Source organism: Cohnella candidum, from assembly GCF_003713065.1.
In the GTDB taxonomy this organism is placed as follows: domain Bacteria; phylum Bacillota; class Bacilli; order Paenibacillales; family Paenibacillaceae; genus Cohnella; species Cohnella candidum.
Window position 1 is genome coordinate 1131766 of sequence record NZ_CP033433.1, and the last position, 17473, is coordinate 1149238.

Below are 17473 nucleotides of genomic sequence, written 5' to 3' on the forward strand. Positions count from 1 at the left end.
CATAGAACCTTGGCTTGGCCGATCGATCTCACCGTCGGCGGCGAGGCTAACGGCGATTCTCAATATTAAGGAGGTGAACAGGATGGCATTGACTCAAGAGCGTAAACAAGAGCTGATCGAACAGCACAAGACGCACGCTTCGGACACCGGATCCCCGGAAGTCCAAATCGCTATCCTTACGGAAAACATCAACAACTTGACGACTCACCTGCGGGAGCACAAGAAAGACCACCATTCCCGCCGCGGTCTGCTCAAGATGGTTGGTCAGCGCCGTAAGCTGCTGGCGTACCTGAAGAACAAAGACGTAAAACGGTACAGCGCCCTGATCGAGAAACTCGGCCTGCGCCGCTAATTTCTTGCCTTGCAAAGCAACCTGGCCGAGTCGCTTGGGATGTTTCACGTCCCGACCGGTACCGGGTTGCTTTTTTCCCTTGTAGGGCAATTCCGGACCGGAGATGCCTAAGCCTTGGACAGGCAGGAAATAATGGAAATAGTGTCGAATGTACATAAGTCAGATTGAAGGAGGTTAGCAGTATGGAGCAACGCGTGGAAATGCTGCTCGGCGGACGGCCGTTCGCCCTCGAAACCGGCCGTTTGGCCAAACAGGCGAATGGGGCGGTCGTCGTCCGATACGGCGAGACGGTGGTGCTGTCTACCGTGACGGCTTCTTCCGAACCGAAGGATCTCGATTTCTTCCCGCTTACCGTGAACTATGAAGAACGCATGTATGCCGTCGGCAAAATTCCCGGAGGATTCATCAAACGGGAAGGCCGTCCCAGCGAAAAAGCCATTTTGTCCAGCCGACTGACCGACCGCACGATCCGGCCGCTGTTCGCGGAAGGATTCCGCAACGACGTTCAGGTTGTGAGCGTGGTCATGAGCGTCGACCAAGACTGTTCGCCTGAAATCGCCGCCATGATCGGCACCTCGGCAGCGCTCGCGATTTCCAACGTTCCGTTTAACGGACCGATCGGTGGCGTCATCGTCGGCCGCGTCGACGGACAGTACGTCATTAACCCGACCGTCGAGCAGGAAGAGAAAAGCGATATGTTCGTCGTCGTCGGCGGCACCCGCGACGCGATCATGATGGTCGAGGCGGAAGCCGAAGAAGTGCCGGAAACCGAAATGCTCGAAGCGATCATGTTCGGCCATGAAGAAATCAAGAAGATCGTCGCGTTGATCGACGACCTCGTCGCCAAAGCCGGCACGCCGAAAATGGAAGTGAAGCTTCACGCGGTCGATCCTTCCGTCGAAGCGGACGTACAAGCCTATGCGCAGTCCCGCTTGGTGGAAGCGGTCCGAATCGCGGAGAAACACGCCCGCCAAGAGGCGATCGACGCCGTGAACGCGGAGACGGTGGAGCATTTCCAATCCGTCTATGCCGAAGCGCCGGACAAGCTGGACGACGTGAAGGAAGTTCTGTACGACATCGTGAAAAACGAAGTGCGCCGCCTCATCACGCACGACAAAGTGCGTCCTGACGGCCGCAAACTGGAGGAAATCCGTCCGATCTCGACCGACGTCGGACTGCTTCCCCGTACGCACGGTTCCGGACTGTTCACGCGCGGACAAACCCAAGCGCTTAGCATCTGCACGCTCGGACCGCTCGGCGAAGGGCAAATCCTGGACGGCATCGGCCTGGAAGATTCCAAGCGCTTCATGCACCATTACAACTTCCCGCCGTTCTCCGTCGGCGAAGCCCGTCCGCTGCGCCCGCCGGGACGCCGCGAAATCGGCCACGGTGCGCTGGGTGAACGCGCCTTGCTGAAAGTCATTCCGTCGGAAACGGAATTCCCTTACGCGATCCGCCTCGTTTCCGAGGTGCTCGAATCGAACGGCTCGACGTCGCAGGCCAGCATTTGCGCCAGCACGCTGGCGATGATGGACGCGGGCGTTCCGATCAAAGCGCCGGTTGCGGGCATCGCGATGGGTTTGATCAAGGACGGCGACAACTTCTCGATTTTGAGCGATATCCAAGGCATGGAAGACCATCTCGGCGACATGGACTTCAAAGTGGCCGGAACCGCCGCGGGCGTCACCGCCATCCAAATGGACATCAAAATCGACGGCATCGACCGCGACATCCTGACGCAGTCCCTGCAGCAAGCGAAGGAAGGCCGCATGCACATCTTGGGCAAAATGCTCGAGACGATGAAAGAGCCTCGCACTTCCTTGAGCAAATACGCTCCGAAGATCATTTCGATGAAAATCAACCCGGACAAAATCCGCGACGTCATCGGATCCGGCGGCAAAATCATCAACAAGATCATCGAGGAGACCGGCGTCAAAATCGATATCGAACAAGACGGATCGGTCTACATCGCCTCGACGGACGAAGAAGCCAACCGCCGCGCCCAGAAGATCATCGAGGGCATCGTGAAGGAAGTCCAGGTCGGCGAAATCTATACCGGCACGGTCAAGCGGATCGAGAAATTCGGCGCGTTCGTGGAAATCCTTCCGAACAAGGACGGTCTCGTCCACATTTCGCAGCTCGCCAACGAGCGCGTGGCGAAAGTCGAGGACGTCGTCAGCATCGGCGACCAGATCGTCGTGAAGGTCACCGAGATCGACAACATGGGCCGCATCAACTTGTCCCGCAAAGCGCTGCTCGGCACGGAAGAAGTGTCGGTTTAAAGCACGCATCTCCCATATGTTGGAAGGCAAAAGAGACTGTGAAGGTCTCTTTTTGTTTTTGTCCGCATAGGATACGGGAGAATACGGACAAGAGGTGTTCCTGGCCATGAAGATGAAATCCCCCGGCAGGCTGGCGACGATGCTGGTCGTCTTGTCCGCGGTTTGGCTCGCCGGCGCTTACGGACCGATGGCTCCGTACATTCATGCGGTGAAACAGCGCGAAACCGGCATCGCCGCGTTCGGGGAGGATGGCCGGACCGGGAAAACCCTGCGGCAGTGGGTGGAAGAAGAAGCGGCCAAACGGAAGATCGAACCTTCCAACGCCGTCATCGACCGGGTCTGGAAGGCCATTCCGGGGTACAATGGACGTATCGTGGATACGGCTGCGACCTACGCGAAAGCCAAAGCTTCGGGATTGATGCCGGACGACGAAGGCTTTCCCTGGGTCTACCGCGACATTCCTCCTGCCGTCGGATTGGACGACCTTCCCCTTCAGCCGATCTACCGGGGGAATCCGGCGAAGCCGATGGTCGCCCTCATGATCAACGTGGCTTGGGGCGACGAATATTTGCCTTCGATGTTGGACACGCTGGATGCGGAAAACGTGAAAGCTACCTTTTTCCTGGACGGGTCCTGGCTTTCCCGGCATGAGGAGACCGCGAAGCAGCTTCTGGCCAAAGGCCACGAATTGTCCAATCACGCTTATACTCATCCGGATATGAGCCGACTGGACATGGCGCGTCAGCGCCGGGAGATCGGCAGAACGGAAGAACTGCTGAAAAAATTAGGCGTCCGCAACCGCTGGTTCGCGCCTCCTTCCGGCGATTACGACGAGAGGACGGTCAAGGCGGCGGCGGAGTTCGGGCTGAAAACGGTACTGTGGACGGTCGACACGGTGGATTGGAAAAATCCGCCGCCTGCCTCCGTCATCGCCAAAATCGCCCGAAAAATCGGCCCCGGACAGCTGGTCCTCATGCATCCGACGGCATCCACCCGCGATTCCCTGAAGGGAATCATCTCGACGATTCAAGCAAAAGGCTACCGATTGGGCACGGTTTCGGAAACGTTATCGGCCGTCCGCGTCGATTCGCCTTCCCGTTAACCTGTCGGCGAACGGGTATCGCCTCGGTTGTGGCAATTGTCGGAATTTGGTATAGTGAATTCAATCATCGCGAGGGGGAAAACGGGTGAACAAGTATCAATTGAAAAACGGTTTGCGCGTCATGATCGAACCGATTCCGACTTGCCGGTCGGTCTCGTTCGGCATCTGGGTCAAAACCGGCTCCCGCAACGAATCCCCGGATGACAACGGCATTTCCCATTTTGTCGAACATATGCTGTTCAAGGGAACGGAACGTCATTCGGCCAAGGATATCGCCGACCGCTTCGACGGGATCGGCGGCAACGTAAACGCCTTTACTTCCAAGGAATATACGTGCTATTACGCCAAAGTGCTGGATCAGCACCTTCCGATCGCGGTGGACGTGCTGGCGGACATGTTTTTCAACTCGCAGCTCGCCGACACCGAGCTGGTGAAGGAGAAAAACGTCATCCTCGAGGAAATTTCGATGTACGAGGATACGCCCGACGACACCGTGCACGACCTTTCTTCGCGCGCCGCGTTCGGGGATCATCCGCTTGCCGCCTCCATCCTGGGAACGGCCGAGCGTTTGGGACCGATGGGTCCGCAGGACCTTCGCCGGTACATGAACCAGCGCTACCGGACGGACAACACGGTCATCAGCATCGCCGGCAACGTCGGCGAGGAAGTGCTGGAACTCATCGAACGGCACTTCGGGCAATTCGACGTGACGGGCTCGGAAGGGGAATGGGAGGCGCCGGTATTCCGCTCGGGCAGCCTGTTCCATCGCAAGAAAACGGAGCAGAACCATCTGTGCCTGACGTTTCCGGGCTGTTCGATTTCGGATCCCAAGTTGTACGCCATGATCCTGCTGAACAATACGATCGGCGGAGGCATGAGCTCGCGGCTGTTCCAGGAAATCCGGGAGAAACGCGGCATGGCGTATTCCGTCTATTCCTACCATACGTCCTATGCGGACAGCGGGCTGTTTACGGTTTACGCCGGAACGGCGCCCAAGCAGACGAAGGACGTTTACGATTTGACGATGGAAGTGCTCCAAGAGGTGCACGCCAACGGATTAAGCGAAGCTGAGCTCTCCAGGGGCAAAGAGCAGCTGAAGGGGAACCTGATCCTTAGCCTGGAAAGCACGAGCAGCCGGATGAACCGGCTGGGCAAAAACGAGCTCATGCTCGGCCGCCATTACACGCTCGACGAGATGCTCGAACGCATCGACCGCGTGTCGATGGACGACATCCGCGGCATGATGAACAAGCTCATGGATGCGCCTTGCGCGATCGCGCTGGTCGGCGGGCAGGAGAAAGTGTTGTCGGGAATCGGGAGGGAGTTCGTTGTATCCAGTTCAGTTGAAGCGGCTTCCGGGGAATGAGGACATCCCGCTGCCGAAGCAAATGTCCGAATGGGCAGCCGGATTCGACGTCCATGCGGCGGTAGCCGAGCCGCTGGTGCTGGCGCCCGGGCAAAGGGCGCTCGTCCCGACGGGCTTCGCGATGGCGATGCCGCGGGAGCTCGAAGCCCAGGTCCGGCCGCGCAGCGGTCTGGCGTTCAAACACGGCATCACGTGTTTGAACACGCCGGGCACGATCGACGCCGATTACCGCGGCGAGGTGAAGGTGCTGTTGATCAATCTGGGGCAGGAGCCGTTCGCGATCGGGCGGGGAGAGCGGATCGCCCAAATCGTGTTCCAGCGGGTGCCGCAGGTGTCGCTGGAAGAGGTCGACGAGCTGCCGGACACCGTTCGCGGCGCAGGCGGCTTCGGGCATACGGGGAAATAAGGCATAGCAGCAAGCCGTTCGGACCAAGAGTCCGGGCGGCTTTTTTTGCGCGGAATGCTGTAAGTCCGAAATGCACAATTATTCGACCCTTGGAACGGGAAGGAGGTGCCTTAGTTCGAAAAAACACAATTGGAAGGCCGCTTTTTCGAATCTCACTTTAAAATCCTCCTCCAGTTGTGCAAATCCTACTTACAGCGGCGTTTCCCGCGACTTCTCTCCTGTAATTGTGCAAAACCCACTTACCGCATGCGATTGCCTGCATGACTATCCATCATTTACGACCAAAAGAACTTCACTCCCACCACACCAAGCATCCCTCTTCAGCAACAGTTCCTCCCGTCCCGGCGCTGGGAATGGCACCCGAATCTGGGCCCTTGCATACGATGTGCTATATGCTTGCAAGCATACGGAAGGAGGGATCGACCCTTCATGCTAACGGGAGTGCAAGTCGTGCTGGCCGGCGGCGACGCCAGGCAGCTCGAGGTGATCCGGCGGCTGACCGAATTGGACGCATCGGTCACCATCGCGGGATTCGACCGGCTCGACATGCCGTTTCCCGGCGTCGTCAAGGCGGAATGGTCGCCGGACATTTTGGCCGAGGCCGACGCCCTGCTGCTTCCCGCGGTCGGAACGGAAGACGACGGCACGGTATCCGCCGTGTTCACCGACCGGGAGATGAAGCTGACCGACGCCCATCTGTCGGCGCTTCCCAAATCCTCTAAAATCTATTGCGGCATGGCGAAGCCTTTTCTCAGGAAGCTCTGCGAAAAACACCATACGGATTTGGTAGAACTGTTCGAGAGGGACGACGTCGCTATTTACAACTCCATCCCGACGGCGGAAGGCGCCGTCATGATGGCGATCCAGAACACGGACATTACCATCCACGGTTCCCAATGCATGGTTCTCGGCCTCGGACGCACGGGTCTGACGCTCGCGAGAACGCTGCAAGGTTTGGGGGCTAAAATCAAGGCCGGAGTCCGTCGGGAAGACTCGTTCGCGAGGGCTTTCGAGATGGGCTTCGAACCCTTCTACATGCCTGATCTGGCGCGGCAATCGGGGAATATCGACTTGCTTTTTAATACGATTCCGACTATGATAGTCACAGCACAAGTGATCGCCCAACTCCCTTTGCGCGCCTGCATTATTGACCTGGCTTCGAAGCCTGGGGGCACCGATTTTCGCTTCGCCGAGAAGCGGGGAATCAAGGCGCTTCTCGCGCCCGGTTTGCCCGGCATCGTAGCACCCAAAACGGCAGGTCGCATCATCGCCAACAGTCTGACCCAGATCATTCTGGAAGACAAAGGGCAACGGGGGAGTGCGCCATGAATTGGCAGGGAATCACCGTCGGCTACGCGCTGTCCGGCTCGCATTGCACGCTGCCGGAAGTCATGCCGCATATTCAGCGTTTCGTGGACGCCGGCGCGGAGGTCATCCCGATCGTATCGACTTCGATCATGACGACGGATACCCGTTTCGGCACGTCGGAGCATTGGCAAACCGAGCTCCGCAACATTACCGGCAACGAACTCATTTCATCCATCGTGGATGCCGAACCCCTCGGTCCGTCCAAACGGATCGACGTCCTCGCCATCGCTCCCTGCACGGGGAACACGACCAGCAAGCTGGCTAACGCGATGACCGACAGCCCCGTCCTGATGGCGGCTAAGGCGCAGATGCGTAACGGCAGGCCGCTCGTGCTCGCAATCTCCACTAACGACGGTCTCGGTCTGAACGCGGCGAACATCGCCAAGCTTCTGGTGACCAAGAACGTGTACTTCGTCCCCTTTGGCCAAGACAATCCGCAGGGAAAGCCCAACTCTCTGGTCGCCCGCATGGATCTCGTCATGGAGACTTGCGAAGCCGCACTGCAAGGGAAACAGTTACAGCCCATGCTCATTGAGCGTTTCCAAAACGCTTAATATATTTTTTGCCGTACGCATAGGAGAGAGGGAGACCAAATGTCCGATCAAACGTTGTTTAACGTCGCCGTAGTGGGAGCTACGGGCGCCGTCGGGGAACAGATTCTTAGACTTCTCGCAGAACGCGATTTTCCGATCCAATCTTTGAAGCTTTTGTCGTCCGCCCGTTCCGCCGGCACCAAGATCCCCTTCAAGGGGCAGGAGCTGACGGTAGAGGAAGCGACTCCGGAAAGCTTCGAAGGCGTGGAAATCGCGCTGTTCAGCGCCGGCGGAGACGTTAGCCGCGCTTTGATTCCGCACGCCGTTCGGCACGGCGCGGTATGCATCGACAATACGAACGCTTACCGCATGGATCCGGAGACGCCTCTCGTCGTACCGGAAGTGAACATCGACAAGATCAGCGGACATAAAGGCATCATCGCCAACCCGAACTGCTCCACGATCCAAATGGTCGCGGCTCTTAAGCCGCTTTACGACCGTTTCGGCATTTCCCGCATCATCGTGTCCACGTATCAAGCCGTTTCCGGCGCCGGCGCCAAAGCGATCAACGAGATGCTCCGCCAAAGCCGCGAGGTGCTGAACGGCAACGAAGCCAACCCGGACATTCTGCCGGTCGGTTCGCTGCCGGTCAAACACCAGATCGCGTTTAACGTCATCCCGCAGATCGACAAGTTCCAGGACAACGGCTTTACGCTGGAAGAAATGAAGATGATCAAGGAAACGAAAAAAATCATGGGAGACGATTCGATCGAAGTGACGGCGACGTGCGTGCGCGTACCGGTCGTCTACGGGCATTCCGAATCCGTCTACGTGGAACTGAAGGAAGAATTCGATATCGGCGAAGTGAAAGCCCTGCTGGCGGACGCTCCGGGCGTCACCCTCGTGGACGATCCGGAAAACCAGCGCTATCCACTCGCCACCGACGCAGCCGGAAGGAACGACGTATTCGTCGGCCGCGTTCGCCGGGATCTCTCGAACCCGCGCGCGCTCAACCTGTGGATCGTATCCGACAACCTGCTTAAAGGCGCGGCCTGGAACGCGGTGCAAATCGCCGAATATATCGCCATTCCGCAAGCGTAAGAGCGGAGGAATTTCCATATGATCGTGACCGTCCAAAAATTCGGGGGAACGTCGGTGTCCGACGAGATCGGCCGGCGCCACGTCCTCCGTCATATTGTTCGGGAAAGAAACAACGATCGGGGGCTCGTCGTCGTCGTCTCCGCCATGGGACGGCGCGGCGAGCCTTATGCGACGGATACGCTTCTTGACCTTATCCGGCGCAACGGCAACGGACTGCAGGACCGCGAGAGGGATTTGCTTCTCTCTTGCGGCGAGATCATATCGGCTTCCGCGTTGACCAGCTTGCTGAACGCGGAAGGCATTCCCGCCACGATGTTGACCGGCGGGCAAGCCGGCATCATCACCGACGGCCGGTTCGGCTCGGCGCACATTCTGGATGTCAAACCGGCGGCGATCCGGTCTCACCTGGAGACCGGGAAAGTCGTCGTCGTGGCCGGCTTCCAGGGCCGGACGGAAGAAGGGGAAATCACGACCCTCGGGCGTGGAGGCAGCGATACGACGGCCACCGCTTTGGGGGCCGCGCTGCATGCGGAAGTCGTCGACATTTTCACCGACGTCGATGGAATCCTCACGGCCGACCCTCGCGTCGTGAAAGATGCGCGGCCGCTTCCGGTCGTCAGCTACGAAGAGATCAGCAACATGGCCCATAACGGAGCCAAGGTCATTCACCCGCGGGCGGTCGAAATCGCGATGAAGGCCGGCGTACCCATTCGCGTTCGGTCTACCTTCTCCGACGGTGAAGGTACGCTTGTGACGTATTCGGAAGCCGCGCGCAGCCGTCCGGGATGGACGGACCGCACCGTGACGGGGCTGGCGCACTTTCAAGGCGTAACCCAATTGAGCGTTACGTCCGACAATGCGCCTTACGACCTGCAGCTGCGGGTTTTCCGGGCGATGGCGGCGAACGGCATCAGCGTCGATTTGATCAACGTGATGCCGAGCGCCGTTCACTACACCGTGAAGGAAGCCGATACGGACGCGGCGATCCGGCTGCTCCGCGAGCTCGGCTTCGAACCCCGCGTTATTCCGGGCTGCGCCAAGCTCTCGGTCATCGGCGGAGGCATGAACGGTCAGCCCGGCGTCATGGCCAAAATCGTGGAAGCTTTAACGAACCGGCAGATTTCGATCCTGCAATCGGCGGATTCCAACACCACCATCTGGGTGCTGGTCTCCGAGACGGAGATGGCCGCGGCGCTCGAAGCGCTGCATGCCGCGTTCGAATTGCACATCGCATAGGGTTTCACTGAGGAGGATATAGACAGATGAACTTCGGACAATTGATCACGGCAATGGTGACTCCTTTCAACGACAAGCTGGAAATCGATTGGGACATGACCGGCAAGGTGATCGATTACCTGATCGACGAGCAGAAAACCGACGCCATCGTCGTTTCCGGGACGACCGGCGAATCTCCGACGCTCACCGACGAAGAGAAGATCAGCCTGTATCGCTTCGCCGTCCAACACGTCGCAGGCCGCTGCAAAGTGATTGCGGGCACGGGAAGCAACGAAACGGCGCACTCGGTCCATTTGACGAAGAAAGCCGAAGAAGTCGGCGTCGACGGAGCGCTGCTCGTTACTCCTTACTACAATAAACCTTCTCAAGAGGGCGTTTATCGCCACTTCAAGGCGATCGCGGAAGCGACGAGGCTGCCGATCATGATCTACAACGTGCCGTCCCGGACGGTGACGAGCATTTCGGTCGAAACGACGCTGAGGCTCGCCCAGATCCCGAACATCGTCGCCACCAAGGAATGTGCTTCCCTGGAGCAGATGACGGAAATCATCAAAGGCGCGCCCGAGGGTTTCGTCCTGTATTCCGGTGATGACGGCCTCACGCTGCCGACGCTGGCCGTAGGCGGTTACGGCATCGTCAGCGTCGCCAGCCATATCGTCGGTCCGCGCATGAAAGACCTGATCGAGACGTTCAAGGCGGGCCGCGTCCATGAAGCGATCGCGATCAACCAAGAACTGTTCCCCGTGTTCAAGGGTTTGTTCAGCTGCCCTCATCCCGTGCCGAATCCGGTGGCGGTCAAATACGCGCTTACGCTTCGCGGACTGCCTGTCGGCGGCGTTCGTTTGCCGCTTGTCGACGTCACCGAAGACGAAGCCGCATTCCTCCGCGAACTACTCGGCTAAACGGCCTTCATACGCATTCACGATGATACGGACCGGCGCCAATCGGCGCCGGTTTTTCGTTTTATTTATCGAAAACGGTGCCCGGTTTGGACGGAATTGCCCGCGCGTATCCGGTTTCGATTGGCCTTCGGATGGGGACATTATGCTTACGGAGCAACAATCCGCGGTAAGCGGAACCACCTTGTAATTGGTCTTTCCCTTCATGTATAATGGTTGCGAGTGATTGGGTGCGGCCAATATTTGCAACTTGACAATTTCATATGGTAAGGATCGTCGAAATGATATGGAGGTACTAGACTTGTCCAAGAAGAACAACGCAGACAAATTGCTGATTTTTGCCCTGGGAGGCGTCGGCGAGATTGGGAAAAACATGTACTGCATCCAGTACGCGAACGACATCGTCGTCGTGGATGCGGGCCTGAAATTCCCGGAAGAGGAAATGCTCGGCATCGACGTCGTCATTCCGGATATCACGTACTTGACGGATAACCGCGAAAAAGTAAGAGGGATCCTCGTTACCCACGGGCATGAGGACCACATCGGCGGCCTGCCTTACGTCCTGAAACATCTGAACGTCCCGGTGTACGGAACCAAGCTGACGCTCGGCCTGATCGAGAACAAGCTGAAGGAAGCGGGACTGCTCGGAGACACGAAGCGCATTTTGATCAACGCCGACTCGGAATTGACGCTCGGTACGATCAAAGCCAGCTTTTTCCGCACGAACCACAGTATTCCGGACTCCGTCGGAGTCTGTCTGGAAACGCCGGAAGGCATCGTCGTTCATACGGGCGACTTTAAATTCGACCATACGCCGGTGAACGAGCAGTACGCCGACCTGCAGCGGATGGCGGAAATCGGCAAGCGCGGCGTCCTCGCCCTGCTGTCGGACAGCACGAACGCGGAACGCCCCGGCTTCACGCCGTCGGAGAGCAACATCGGCCGTGAATTCGAGGAGATTTTCCGCCGTGCCAAGCAGCGCGTCGTCGTGGCGACGTTCGCTTCGAACGTGCACCGGATCCAGCAGGTCATCGATGCGGCGATGGAAACCCGGCGCAAGATGACGGTCATCGGCCGCAGCATGGTCAACATCGTGACGATCGCTTCGGAGCTCGGTTACCTGAACATTCCGGAAGGCATGCTCATCGAGCCTGAAGAAGTGAACAAGCTCCCCGCGGACCGCGTCGTCGTTCTGTCGACGGGCAGCCAAGGCGAGCCGATGTCCGCGCTTACGCGAATGGCTCGCTCTACGCATCGCAAGATCGACATTTTGCCGGGGGATACGGTCGTCATTTCGGCGACGCCGATCCCGGGCAACGAGAAATACGTCGGCCGCACGGTCGATGAATTGATGCGGCTCGGCGCCAGCGTCATTTACGGACCGGGCTCGGTATCCGGCGTGCACGTTTCCGGCCACGGCAGCCAGGAAGAGCTGAAGCTGATGCTCAACCTGATCCGTCCGGAATATTTCATCCCGATCCACGGCGAATACCGGATGCTGAGGCATCACGGGTTGCTTGCCGAGGCCGTCGGCATCGAGAAGGATAAAATTTTCCTGATCGACAACGGCGATACCGTCGAATTCCAGAACGGCGTCGGCCGCAAAGCCGGCAAAATCCCGGCGGGCAACGTGCTGATCGACGGACTGGGCGTCGGCGACGTGGGGAACATCGTTCTCCGCGACCGGAAGCTGCTGTCCCAGGACGGCATCCTGGTCGTCGTCGTCACGCTGAGCAAGCAAGACGGCACGATTCTGTCCGGACCGGACATCATCTCGCGCGGTTTCGTGTACGTGCGCGAATCCGAAGGGCTGCTCGAGGAAGCGAACCGCATCGTGACCGGCACCCTGCATAAATTGATGAACGAAAACGTGAACGAGTGGGCGTCGCTGAAGACGAACGTCAAAGACGCGCTCGGACGTTTCCTGTACGAACAAACAAAAAGAAGACCGATGATCCTGCCAATCATTATGGAAGTGTGAGGATTACCGATCACGAGCACCGCCAACACTCATGAAAACCGTTTCCGCTCGGCCGTCAGGGCCGGGGGAAACGGTTTTTTTCTGTTCTTTGGCTCATACTAAGCCTGCCATAAAGGGCCAAAGGAGGGCATCCAGCGATGGATTCGATCACGATCCAAAACAACAGCGGCGAGCAGCCGAATCCCGGCTTGAATCCCGCCGAAGAACGCCGGAATTCGTCCGCGGTCGACTCGGTCGTTCAACTGGGCCAGACGGTCGTCCCGACCAATGAAAGCAACGTTTTCTGTCTCACCATCATCGGCCAGGTCGAAGGGCACATGATGCTCCCGCCTCAGAACAAGACGACCAAGTACGAGCATGTCATTCCCCAACTGGTGGCGGCGGAGCAAAATCCGAAAATCGAAGGGCTTCTCATCGTGCTCAATACGGTGGGGGGAGACGTCGAGGCTGGCCTGGCCATGGCTGAAATGATCTCTTCCATGTCTAAGCCCAAGGTGGCGATCGTGCTTGGAGGCGGTCATTCCATTGGGGTGCCCATCGCGGTGTCCGCGGATTATACGCTGATCGCGGAGACGGCTACGATGACGATCCACCCCATTCGGCTCACCGGCTTGATCATCGGAGTTCCGCAAACGTTCGAATACCTGGAGAAAATGCAAGAGCGCGTGGTCCGGTTCGTCACCCGTCATTCCAATATCGGCGAAGAGACATTCAAGGAACTGATGTTCAAAACGGGAGAACTGACCCGGGACATCGGCACGACCGTCATCGGGGCGGATGCGGTCAAACACGGGCTCATCAATGCGGTAGGCGGCCTGGGCGACGCCCTTCGCCATTTGAACCGTCTGATCGCGGAACGCAAAATGACACAGGGGAACGTGGTCCAATGAGCCTGTATACCGTAATGCCGCACGAATTGGTTTTTGACGGCTGGGATCATGCGCCTGGTCCATTCCTGGATATTACCGTGCGCGGGGTCACGATGCGGGTCCGTCCGGTGGCGCCAGGCATCGGAACGATCGAACGGCTGCTGAGCGCGCCGCTCGATTGTTACCTGAAGCCGGAGTTCGCTCCCGGACAAACGGTTAGCTATACCGATGACCCGGCCCCGTCGCCTTCGTACGACTCGGGCTTCGAGGCTTCTCCTTATCTGCCATAAGGCGCCGCGTCTGCCAACCTCCCGCCAACTGTGGTATAATGTTGAACCGGGAGGTGGCATGATTGGCCAAACGCAAAAAGAAAAGGGCTTCGTTCGGAACGAACCTCAAATACGAAATATACGGCATCCTGCTGATCACCCTCTCCGTCATCACCTTCTATGGAGAAGGCCGCGGCGCTTGGGCCTTGACCAGCCTGTCCAGCCTCGTGCTGGGCAAATTTTATTTTCTTATGGCCCTCTTGGGCATTTGGATCGGGTTGTACGTCATGATGAAAAGGCAATGGCCGCGAGGGTGGACGCCCAGGCGGTCGGGCTTTCTCTTGTTCTGCCTCGCGTGCACGCTGATGAGCACGATCTCCTTCGCGCAAAGCCGGCTCGCCCCGGTCGAAGCTGTGAGCGCTCCCAATATCATCAAGCAGATGGGCTCCGCGCTCAGCAGTCAAGTCCTCAATCCTCCGGATCCCGCCGCGCCGGAAGACACAACTGAAATTCAGACAGACGGAACAGGCGAGGGGACGGGCGAGGCAACGGACCCATCCGTCGTTTCCGCCGCAGAACTCAAGCCTTGGGAAAAAGACATCGGAGGCGGCATGCTCGGCGCCCTCCAATATTCCGTGTTTTATTGGATGTTCGGCTATTATGGCGCCAAATTCATCATGTACATACAGTTCGCGATCTCGATTCTGCTGATCACGAACCGCTCTTACGTAGAAATGGGCCGCTCGATCCGCTTGTTCCTCCTGCGCGTCATGCCATTGTTGGCCGCCCGTTTGTCTTCGGGACGCAAGCTGCAATCCGCGAAGGCGGTACCCGTGGCGCCGGCCGGCAAACGCGAAGCGCAGATCGCGCCGGAACCGCTGCCGGACGACGACGGATTGGACGAGCTTCCGTTCACGCCTCAGCAACGCAAAACGCCTTTGTTTTTCCAGCTGTTCCATGGCAAACCGGAAAGGGAAACGGAAGACCGTCCGGGAGACGCTTGGGAAGACGAGGAGGAACCGGAATGGAACGGCGCTTCCGCTTCCGCTCCCGGGGCGCGCCCGGACAAACGCCAAGAAACGCAGAAGATCGACACGGAGAGAGCGGATGCGCCGCATGCGCCGGAACAGCTGTCCGGTCCGCGGTTCACCGACTTCACGGTCCAAGCGCAAACGACCGCCGCTCCATGGCAGGAAGACGAAGCGGAAGAGCATGCGGAGTGGGGGGACGACGAGGCCGGCTTGCCGGATGATCCGGATTCCCGAGTCGAGGCTGGAGAAGTGCCGCCCGAAGCTGAGAAGGCCGATTCCGCTGCGGAAACACCGGCCGCGAAACCTGCGGCACCCAAGAAAAAACCGAAACCCTACAGACTTCCAGGCGTTTCGCTGCTGGACAAGCCGGCCGCCGGCAGCAAATCCGGCAACGCCAACGACTATATCGACACGGCCCGCAAACTCGAGGCGACGCTGGAGAGCTTCGGCGTTCGCGCGAAAGTGCTGGACGTGGCCAGAGGCCCGGCCGTCACGCGATATGAACTGCAGCCCGACGTCGGCGTGAAGGTCAGCCGCATCGTCAGTTTGACCGACGACATCGCGCTGGCGCTCGCCGCGAAGGATATCCGGATGGAAGCGCCCATCCCGGGCAAATCCGCGATCGGCATCGAGGTGCCGAACAACGAGGTCAGCGTCGTTACGCTCCGCGAGGTCGTGGAGACGCAAGCGTTCCAGGAAGCGCCGTCGAAGCTGACGGTCGCATTCGGGCGCGACATTTCCGGACAGCCGATCGTCGGCAACCTCGCCAAGATGCCCCATCTTCTCGTTGCGGGCGCGACGGGCTCCGGTAAGTCCGTGTGCATCAACGGCATCATTACGAGCGTGCTGTACAAAGCGAAGCCGGACGAAGTCAAATTCCTGATGATCGACCCCAAAATGGTCGAGTTGAACGTGTATAACGGCATTCCGCATTTGCTGGCGCCGGTCGTCACCGATCCCCGCCGGGCCTCTCTCGCGCTGAAGAAGATCGTCGTGGAAATGGAAAAGCGCTACGAGAAGTTTTCCAAATCGGCGACGCGCAACATCGAAGGCTATAACGCGCTCATGCTGAGCGGGGACAACCCCGACGGCGTGCTGCCTTACATCGTCGTCATCGTCGACGAGCTCGCGGATCTCATGATGGTCGCGGCCGGCGACGTCGAAGACGCCATCACGCGCCTCGCGCAGATGGCGCGCGCGGCCGGCATCCATCTGATCATCGCGACGCAGCGGCCTTCCGTCGACGTCATCACCGGCGTCATCAAGGCCAACATCCCGAGCCGGATCGCGTTCGGCGTGTCGTCCCAAGTGGACTCGAGAACGATTCTGGATATGGTCGGAGCCGAGAAACTGCTCGGCCGCGGCGACATGCTCTTCCTTCCGATGGGGGCGTCCAAGCCGATCCGCGTGCAAGGCGCTTTCTTATCGGACAGCGAAGTGGAAGCGGTCGTCGGCCACGCGCGCGGTCAGGCCGAAGCCGAATACAATGAAGAGCTCGTGCCGGAGATCGACGAGACGGAGGCGGAAGCCGAAAACGAAATCATGGACGAGCTGTTCGACCAAGCCGTGCAAATCGTTCTCGAGGCGAAACAAGCTTCGGTATCGCTTCTCCAGCGCCGGATGAGGATCGGTTATACCCGGGCCGCGCGGCTGATCGACTCGATGGAGGCCAAAGGCATCGTCGGGCCTTATGAGGGCAGCAAACCGCGCGAAGTGCTGATGTCCATGGAACAGTACCAACAGCGCATCCCATCCTAAGCTCCCTTTGCCCGGAATTGGGTATAAGAGCCTTTCTCCTTTCTCATACTAACGGGCGACAACCCATGTGATGAGAAAGGCGTGAGCGCAAGGTGAGGTATCGTCTCGTGATTTTGACGTTCTGCCTCGTTTTCGGTTTGCTGGCTTTGTTCAGGCTCGACCATGCCAACCACAGCCGCGAAACGTTCGGAACGACGATATTGAAGCAAGGGTCGTCCGGTAAAGATATTTATGAACTCCAAGGTCGGCTCAAGCATCTCGGCTACTTCAACGGCAAAGTGGACGGCCAATTCGGCTCCTCGACATTAAACGCCGTTAAGTGGTTCCAATGGAAGTTCGGCATGAAAGCGGACGGCGTCGTGGGGCCCAAGACGAAGCTGAAGCTTTGGAAAGCGACGAAGGACTGGAAGCCGACCGCCGCCGAACTGCCTCCGGGAACCGCGGGCGGCGCAGCCGGAGGGAAAGCGGGAGCCGGCGGAACGGAACGCGCGCAATCGCTCCCGGCCTCGAACAACAACGGCTTTACGGACAAGGACCTGAAAATGATGGCCAACGCCGTCTACGGGGAATCCCGCGGCGAGCCGTACGAGGGGCAAGTCGCCGTGGCGGCGGTCATCCTGAACCGCGTCCGCGATGCGGAATTTCCGAATACGCCGACCGGGGTCATTTTCCAGCCGGGCGCTTTCACCGCGGTCTCCGACGGCCAAATTTGGCTGACTCCGAACGCCAACGCCCTGAAAGCGGTGAAAGACGCGCTGAGCGGATGGGATCCGACCGACGGCTGCCTCTATTACTTCAACCCGGAAACCGCCACTTCCAAGTGGATTTGGTCGCGGCCGCAGTATAAAACGATCGGCAAACATATTTTTTGCCGTTAAGCGGCGCCCCGGCTTTTCCATCATTTGCTTCCCGGTTGTCCC

15 protein-coding genes are annotated in these 17473 nt (G+C 58.8%); all 15 read left to right on the forward strand.

The features are described 5' to 3' along the window. Positions 1-82: 82 nt before the first annotated feature. Positions 83-352, forward strand: coding sequence for a 30S ribosomal protein S15 (gene rpsO, locus EAV92_RS05260; protein WP_123040090.1), 270 nt, complete (start codon positions 83-85; stop codon positions 350-352). A gap of 182 nt (positions 353-534) precedes the next feature. After that, positions 535-2634, forward strand: coding sequence for a polyribonucleotide nucleotidyltransferase (gene pnp, locus EAV92_RS05265; RefSeq protein ID WP_123040091.1), 2100 nt, complete (start codon positions 535-537; stop codon positions 2632-2634). Positions 2635-2746: 112 nt separating this feature from the next. Then, positions 2747-3736: a polysaccharide deacetylase family protein gene (locus EAV92_RS05270; RefSeq protein ID WP_420888822.1), complete on the forward strand. Its 990-nt coding sequence runs from the start codon at positions 2747-2749 to the stop codon at positions 3734-3736. Between the two features lie 85 nt (positions 3737-3821). Further along, positions 3822-5102: a M16 family metallopeptidase gene (locus EAV92_RS05275; protein ID WP_123040093.1), complete on the forward strand. Its 1281-nt coding sequence runs from the start codon at positions 3822-3824 to the stop codon at positions 5100-5102. Then, complete coding sequence (dut, locus tag EAV92_RS05280; RefSeq protein ID WP_123043585.1) at positions 5065-5508, forward strand: dUTP diphosphatase; 444 nt, start codon at positions 5065-5067, stop codon at positions 5506-5508. The genes EAV92_RS05275 and dut overlap by 38 nt, the downstream gene beginning before the upstream one ends. 429 nt (positions 5509-5937) lie before the next feature. Further along, positions 5938-6837: a dipicolinate synthase subunit DpsA gene (gene dpsA, locus EAV92_RS05285; protein ID WP_123040094.1), complete on the forward strand. Its 900-nt coding sequence runs from the start codon at positions 5938-5940 to the stop codon at positions 6835-6837. After that, positions 6834-7430, forward strand: a complete 597-nt coding sequence (locus tag EAV92_RS05290) for a dipicolinate synthase subunit B (protein WP_123040095.1) — start codon at positions 6834-6836, stop codon at positions 7428-7430. The genes dpsA and EAV92_RS05290 overlap by 4 nt, the downstream gene beginning before the upstream one ends. Positions 7431-7469: 39 nt before the next feature. Then, positions 7470-8510, forward strand: a complete 1041-nt coding sequence (locus tag EAV92_RS05295) for an aspartate-semialdehyde dehydrogenase (RefSeq protein ID WP_123040096.1) — start codon at positions 7470-7472, stop codon at positions 8508-8510. Positions 8511-8528: 18 nt separating this feature from the next. Next, on the forward strand, positions 8529-9746 hold the full coding sequence (gene dapG / locus EAV92_RS05300; RefSeq protein WP_123040097.1) for an aspartate kinase: 1218 nt from the start codon (positions 8529-8531) through the stop codon (positions 9744-9746). A gap of 26 nt (positions 9747-9772) precedes the next feature. Continuing rightward, the gene (gene dapA / locus EAV92_RS05305; protein ID WP_123040098.1) at positions 9773-10648 is read left to right on the forward strand and encodes a 4-hydroxy-tetrahydrodipicolinate synthase; all 876 of its coding nucleotides are present in this window, start codon (positions 9773-9775) and stop codon (positions 10646-10648) included. A gap of 298 nt (positions 10649-10946) precedes the next feature. Then, a complete protein-coding gene (locus EAV92_RS05310) occupies positions 10947-12626 on the forward strand; it encodes a ribonuclease J (protein ID WP_123040099.1) in 1680 nt (559 codons plus the stop codon). A gap of 137 nt (positions 12627-12763) precedes the next feature. Then, complete coding sequence (locus tag EAV92_RS05315) at positions 12764-13516, forward strand: ClpP family protease (RefSeq protein WP_123040100.1); 753 nt, start codon at positions 12764-12766, stop codon at positions 13514-13516. Next, positions 13513-13785 (forward strand): YlzJ-like family protein, encoded by a 273-nt coding sequence (locus EAV92_RS05320; RefSeq protein WP_123040101.1) that lies wholly within the window; start codon positions 13513-13515, stop codon positions 13783-13785. The genes EAV92_RS05315 and EAV92_RS05320 overlap by 4 nt, the downstream gene beginning before the upstream one ends. 62 nt (positions 13786-13847) lie before the next feature. Next, the gene (locus EAV92_RS05325; RefSeq protein WP_123040102.1) at positions 13848-16553 is read left to right on the forward strand and encodes a DNA translocase FtsK; all 2706 of its coding nucleotides are present in this window, start codon (positions 13848-13850) and stop codon (positions 16551-16553) included. A 92-nt stretch (positions 16554-16645) separates the two neighbouring features. Continuing rightward, complete coding sequence (sleB, locus tag EAV92_RS05330; protein WP_123040103.1) at positions 16646-17431, forward strand: spore cortex-lytic enzyme; 786 nt, start codon at positions 16646-16648, stop codon at positions 17429-17431. Positions 17432-17473 lie beyond the last annotated feature (42 nt).

Excerpts from the sequence above, each read along its gene's own strand:
- EAV92_RS05295 (WP_123040096.1), top strand. The coding sequence starts at position 7,470 with ATGTCCGATCAAACGTTGTTTAACGTCGCCGTAGTGGGAGCTACGGGC.
- EAV92_RS05290 (WP_123040095.1), top strand. The coding sequence starts at position 6,834 with ATGAATTGGCAGGGAATCACCGTCGGCTACGCGCTGTCCGGCTCGCAT.
- dpsA (WP_123040094.1), top strand. The coding sequence starts at position 5,938 with ATGCTAACGGGAGTGCAAGTCGTGCTGGCCGGCGGCGACGCCAGGCAG.
- EAV92_RS05315 (WP_123040100.1), top strand. The coding sequence starts at position 12,764 with ATGGATTCGATCACGATCCAAAACAACAGCGGCGAGCAGCCGAATCCC.
- EAV92_RS05320 (WP_123040101.1), top strand. The coding sequence starts at position 13,513 with ATGAGCCTGTATACCGTAATGCCGCACGAATTGGTTTTTGACGGCTGG.
- dapA (WP_123040098.1), top strand. The coding sequence starts at position 9,773 with ATGAACTTCGGACAATTGATCACGGCAATGGTGACTCCTTTCAACGAC.
- EAV92_RS05270 (WP_420888822.1), top strand. The coding sequence starts at position 2,747 with ATGAAATCCCCCGGCAGGCTGGCGACGATGCTGGTCGTCTTGTCCGCG.
- rpsO (WP_123040090.1), top strand. The coding sequence starts at position 83 with ATGGCATTGACTCAAGAGCGTAAACAAGAGCTGATCGAACAGCACAAG.
- pnp (WP_123040091.1), top strand. The coding sequence starts at position 535 with ATGGAGCAACGCGTGGAAATGCTGCTCGGCGGACGGCCGTTCGCCCTC.
- dapG (WP_123040097.1), top strand. The coding sequence starts at position 8,529 with ATGATCGTGACCGTCCAAAAATTCGGGGGAACGTCGGTGTCCGACGAG.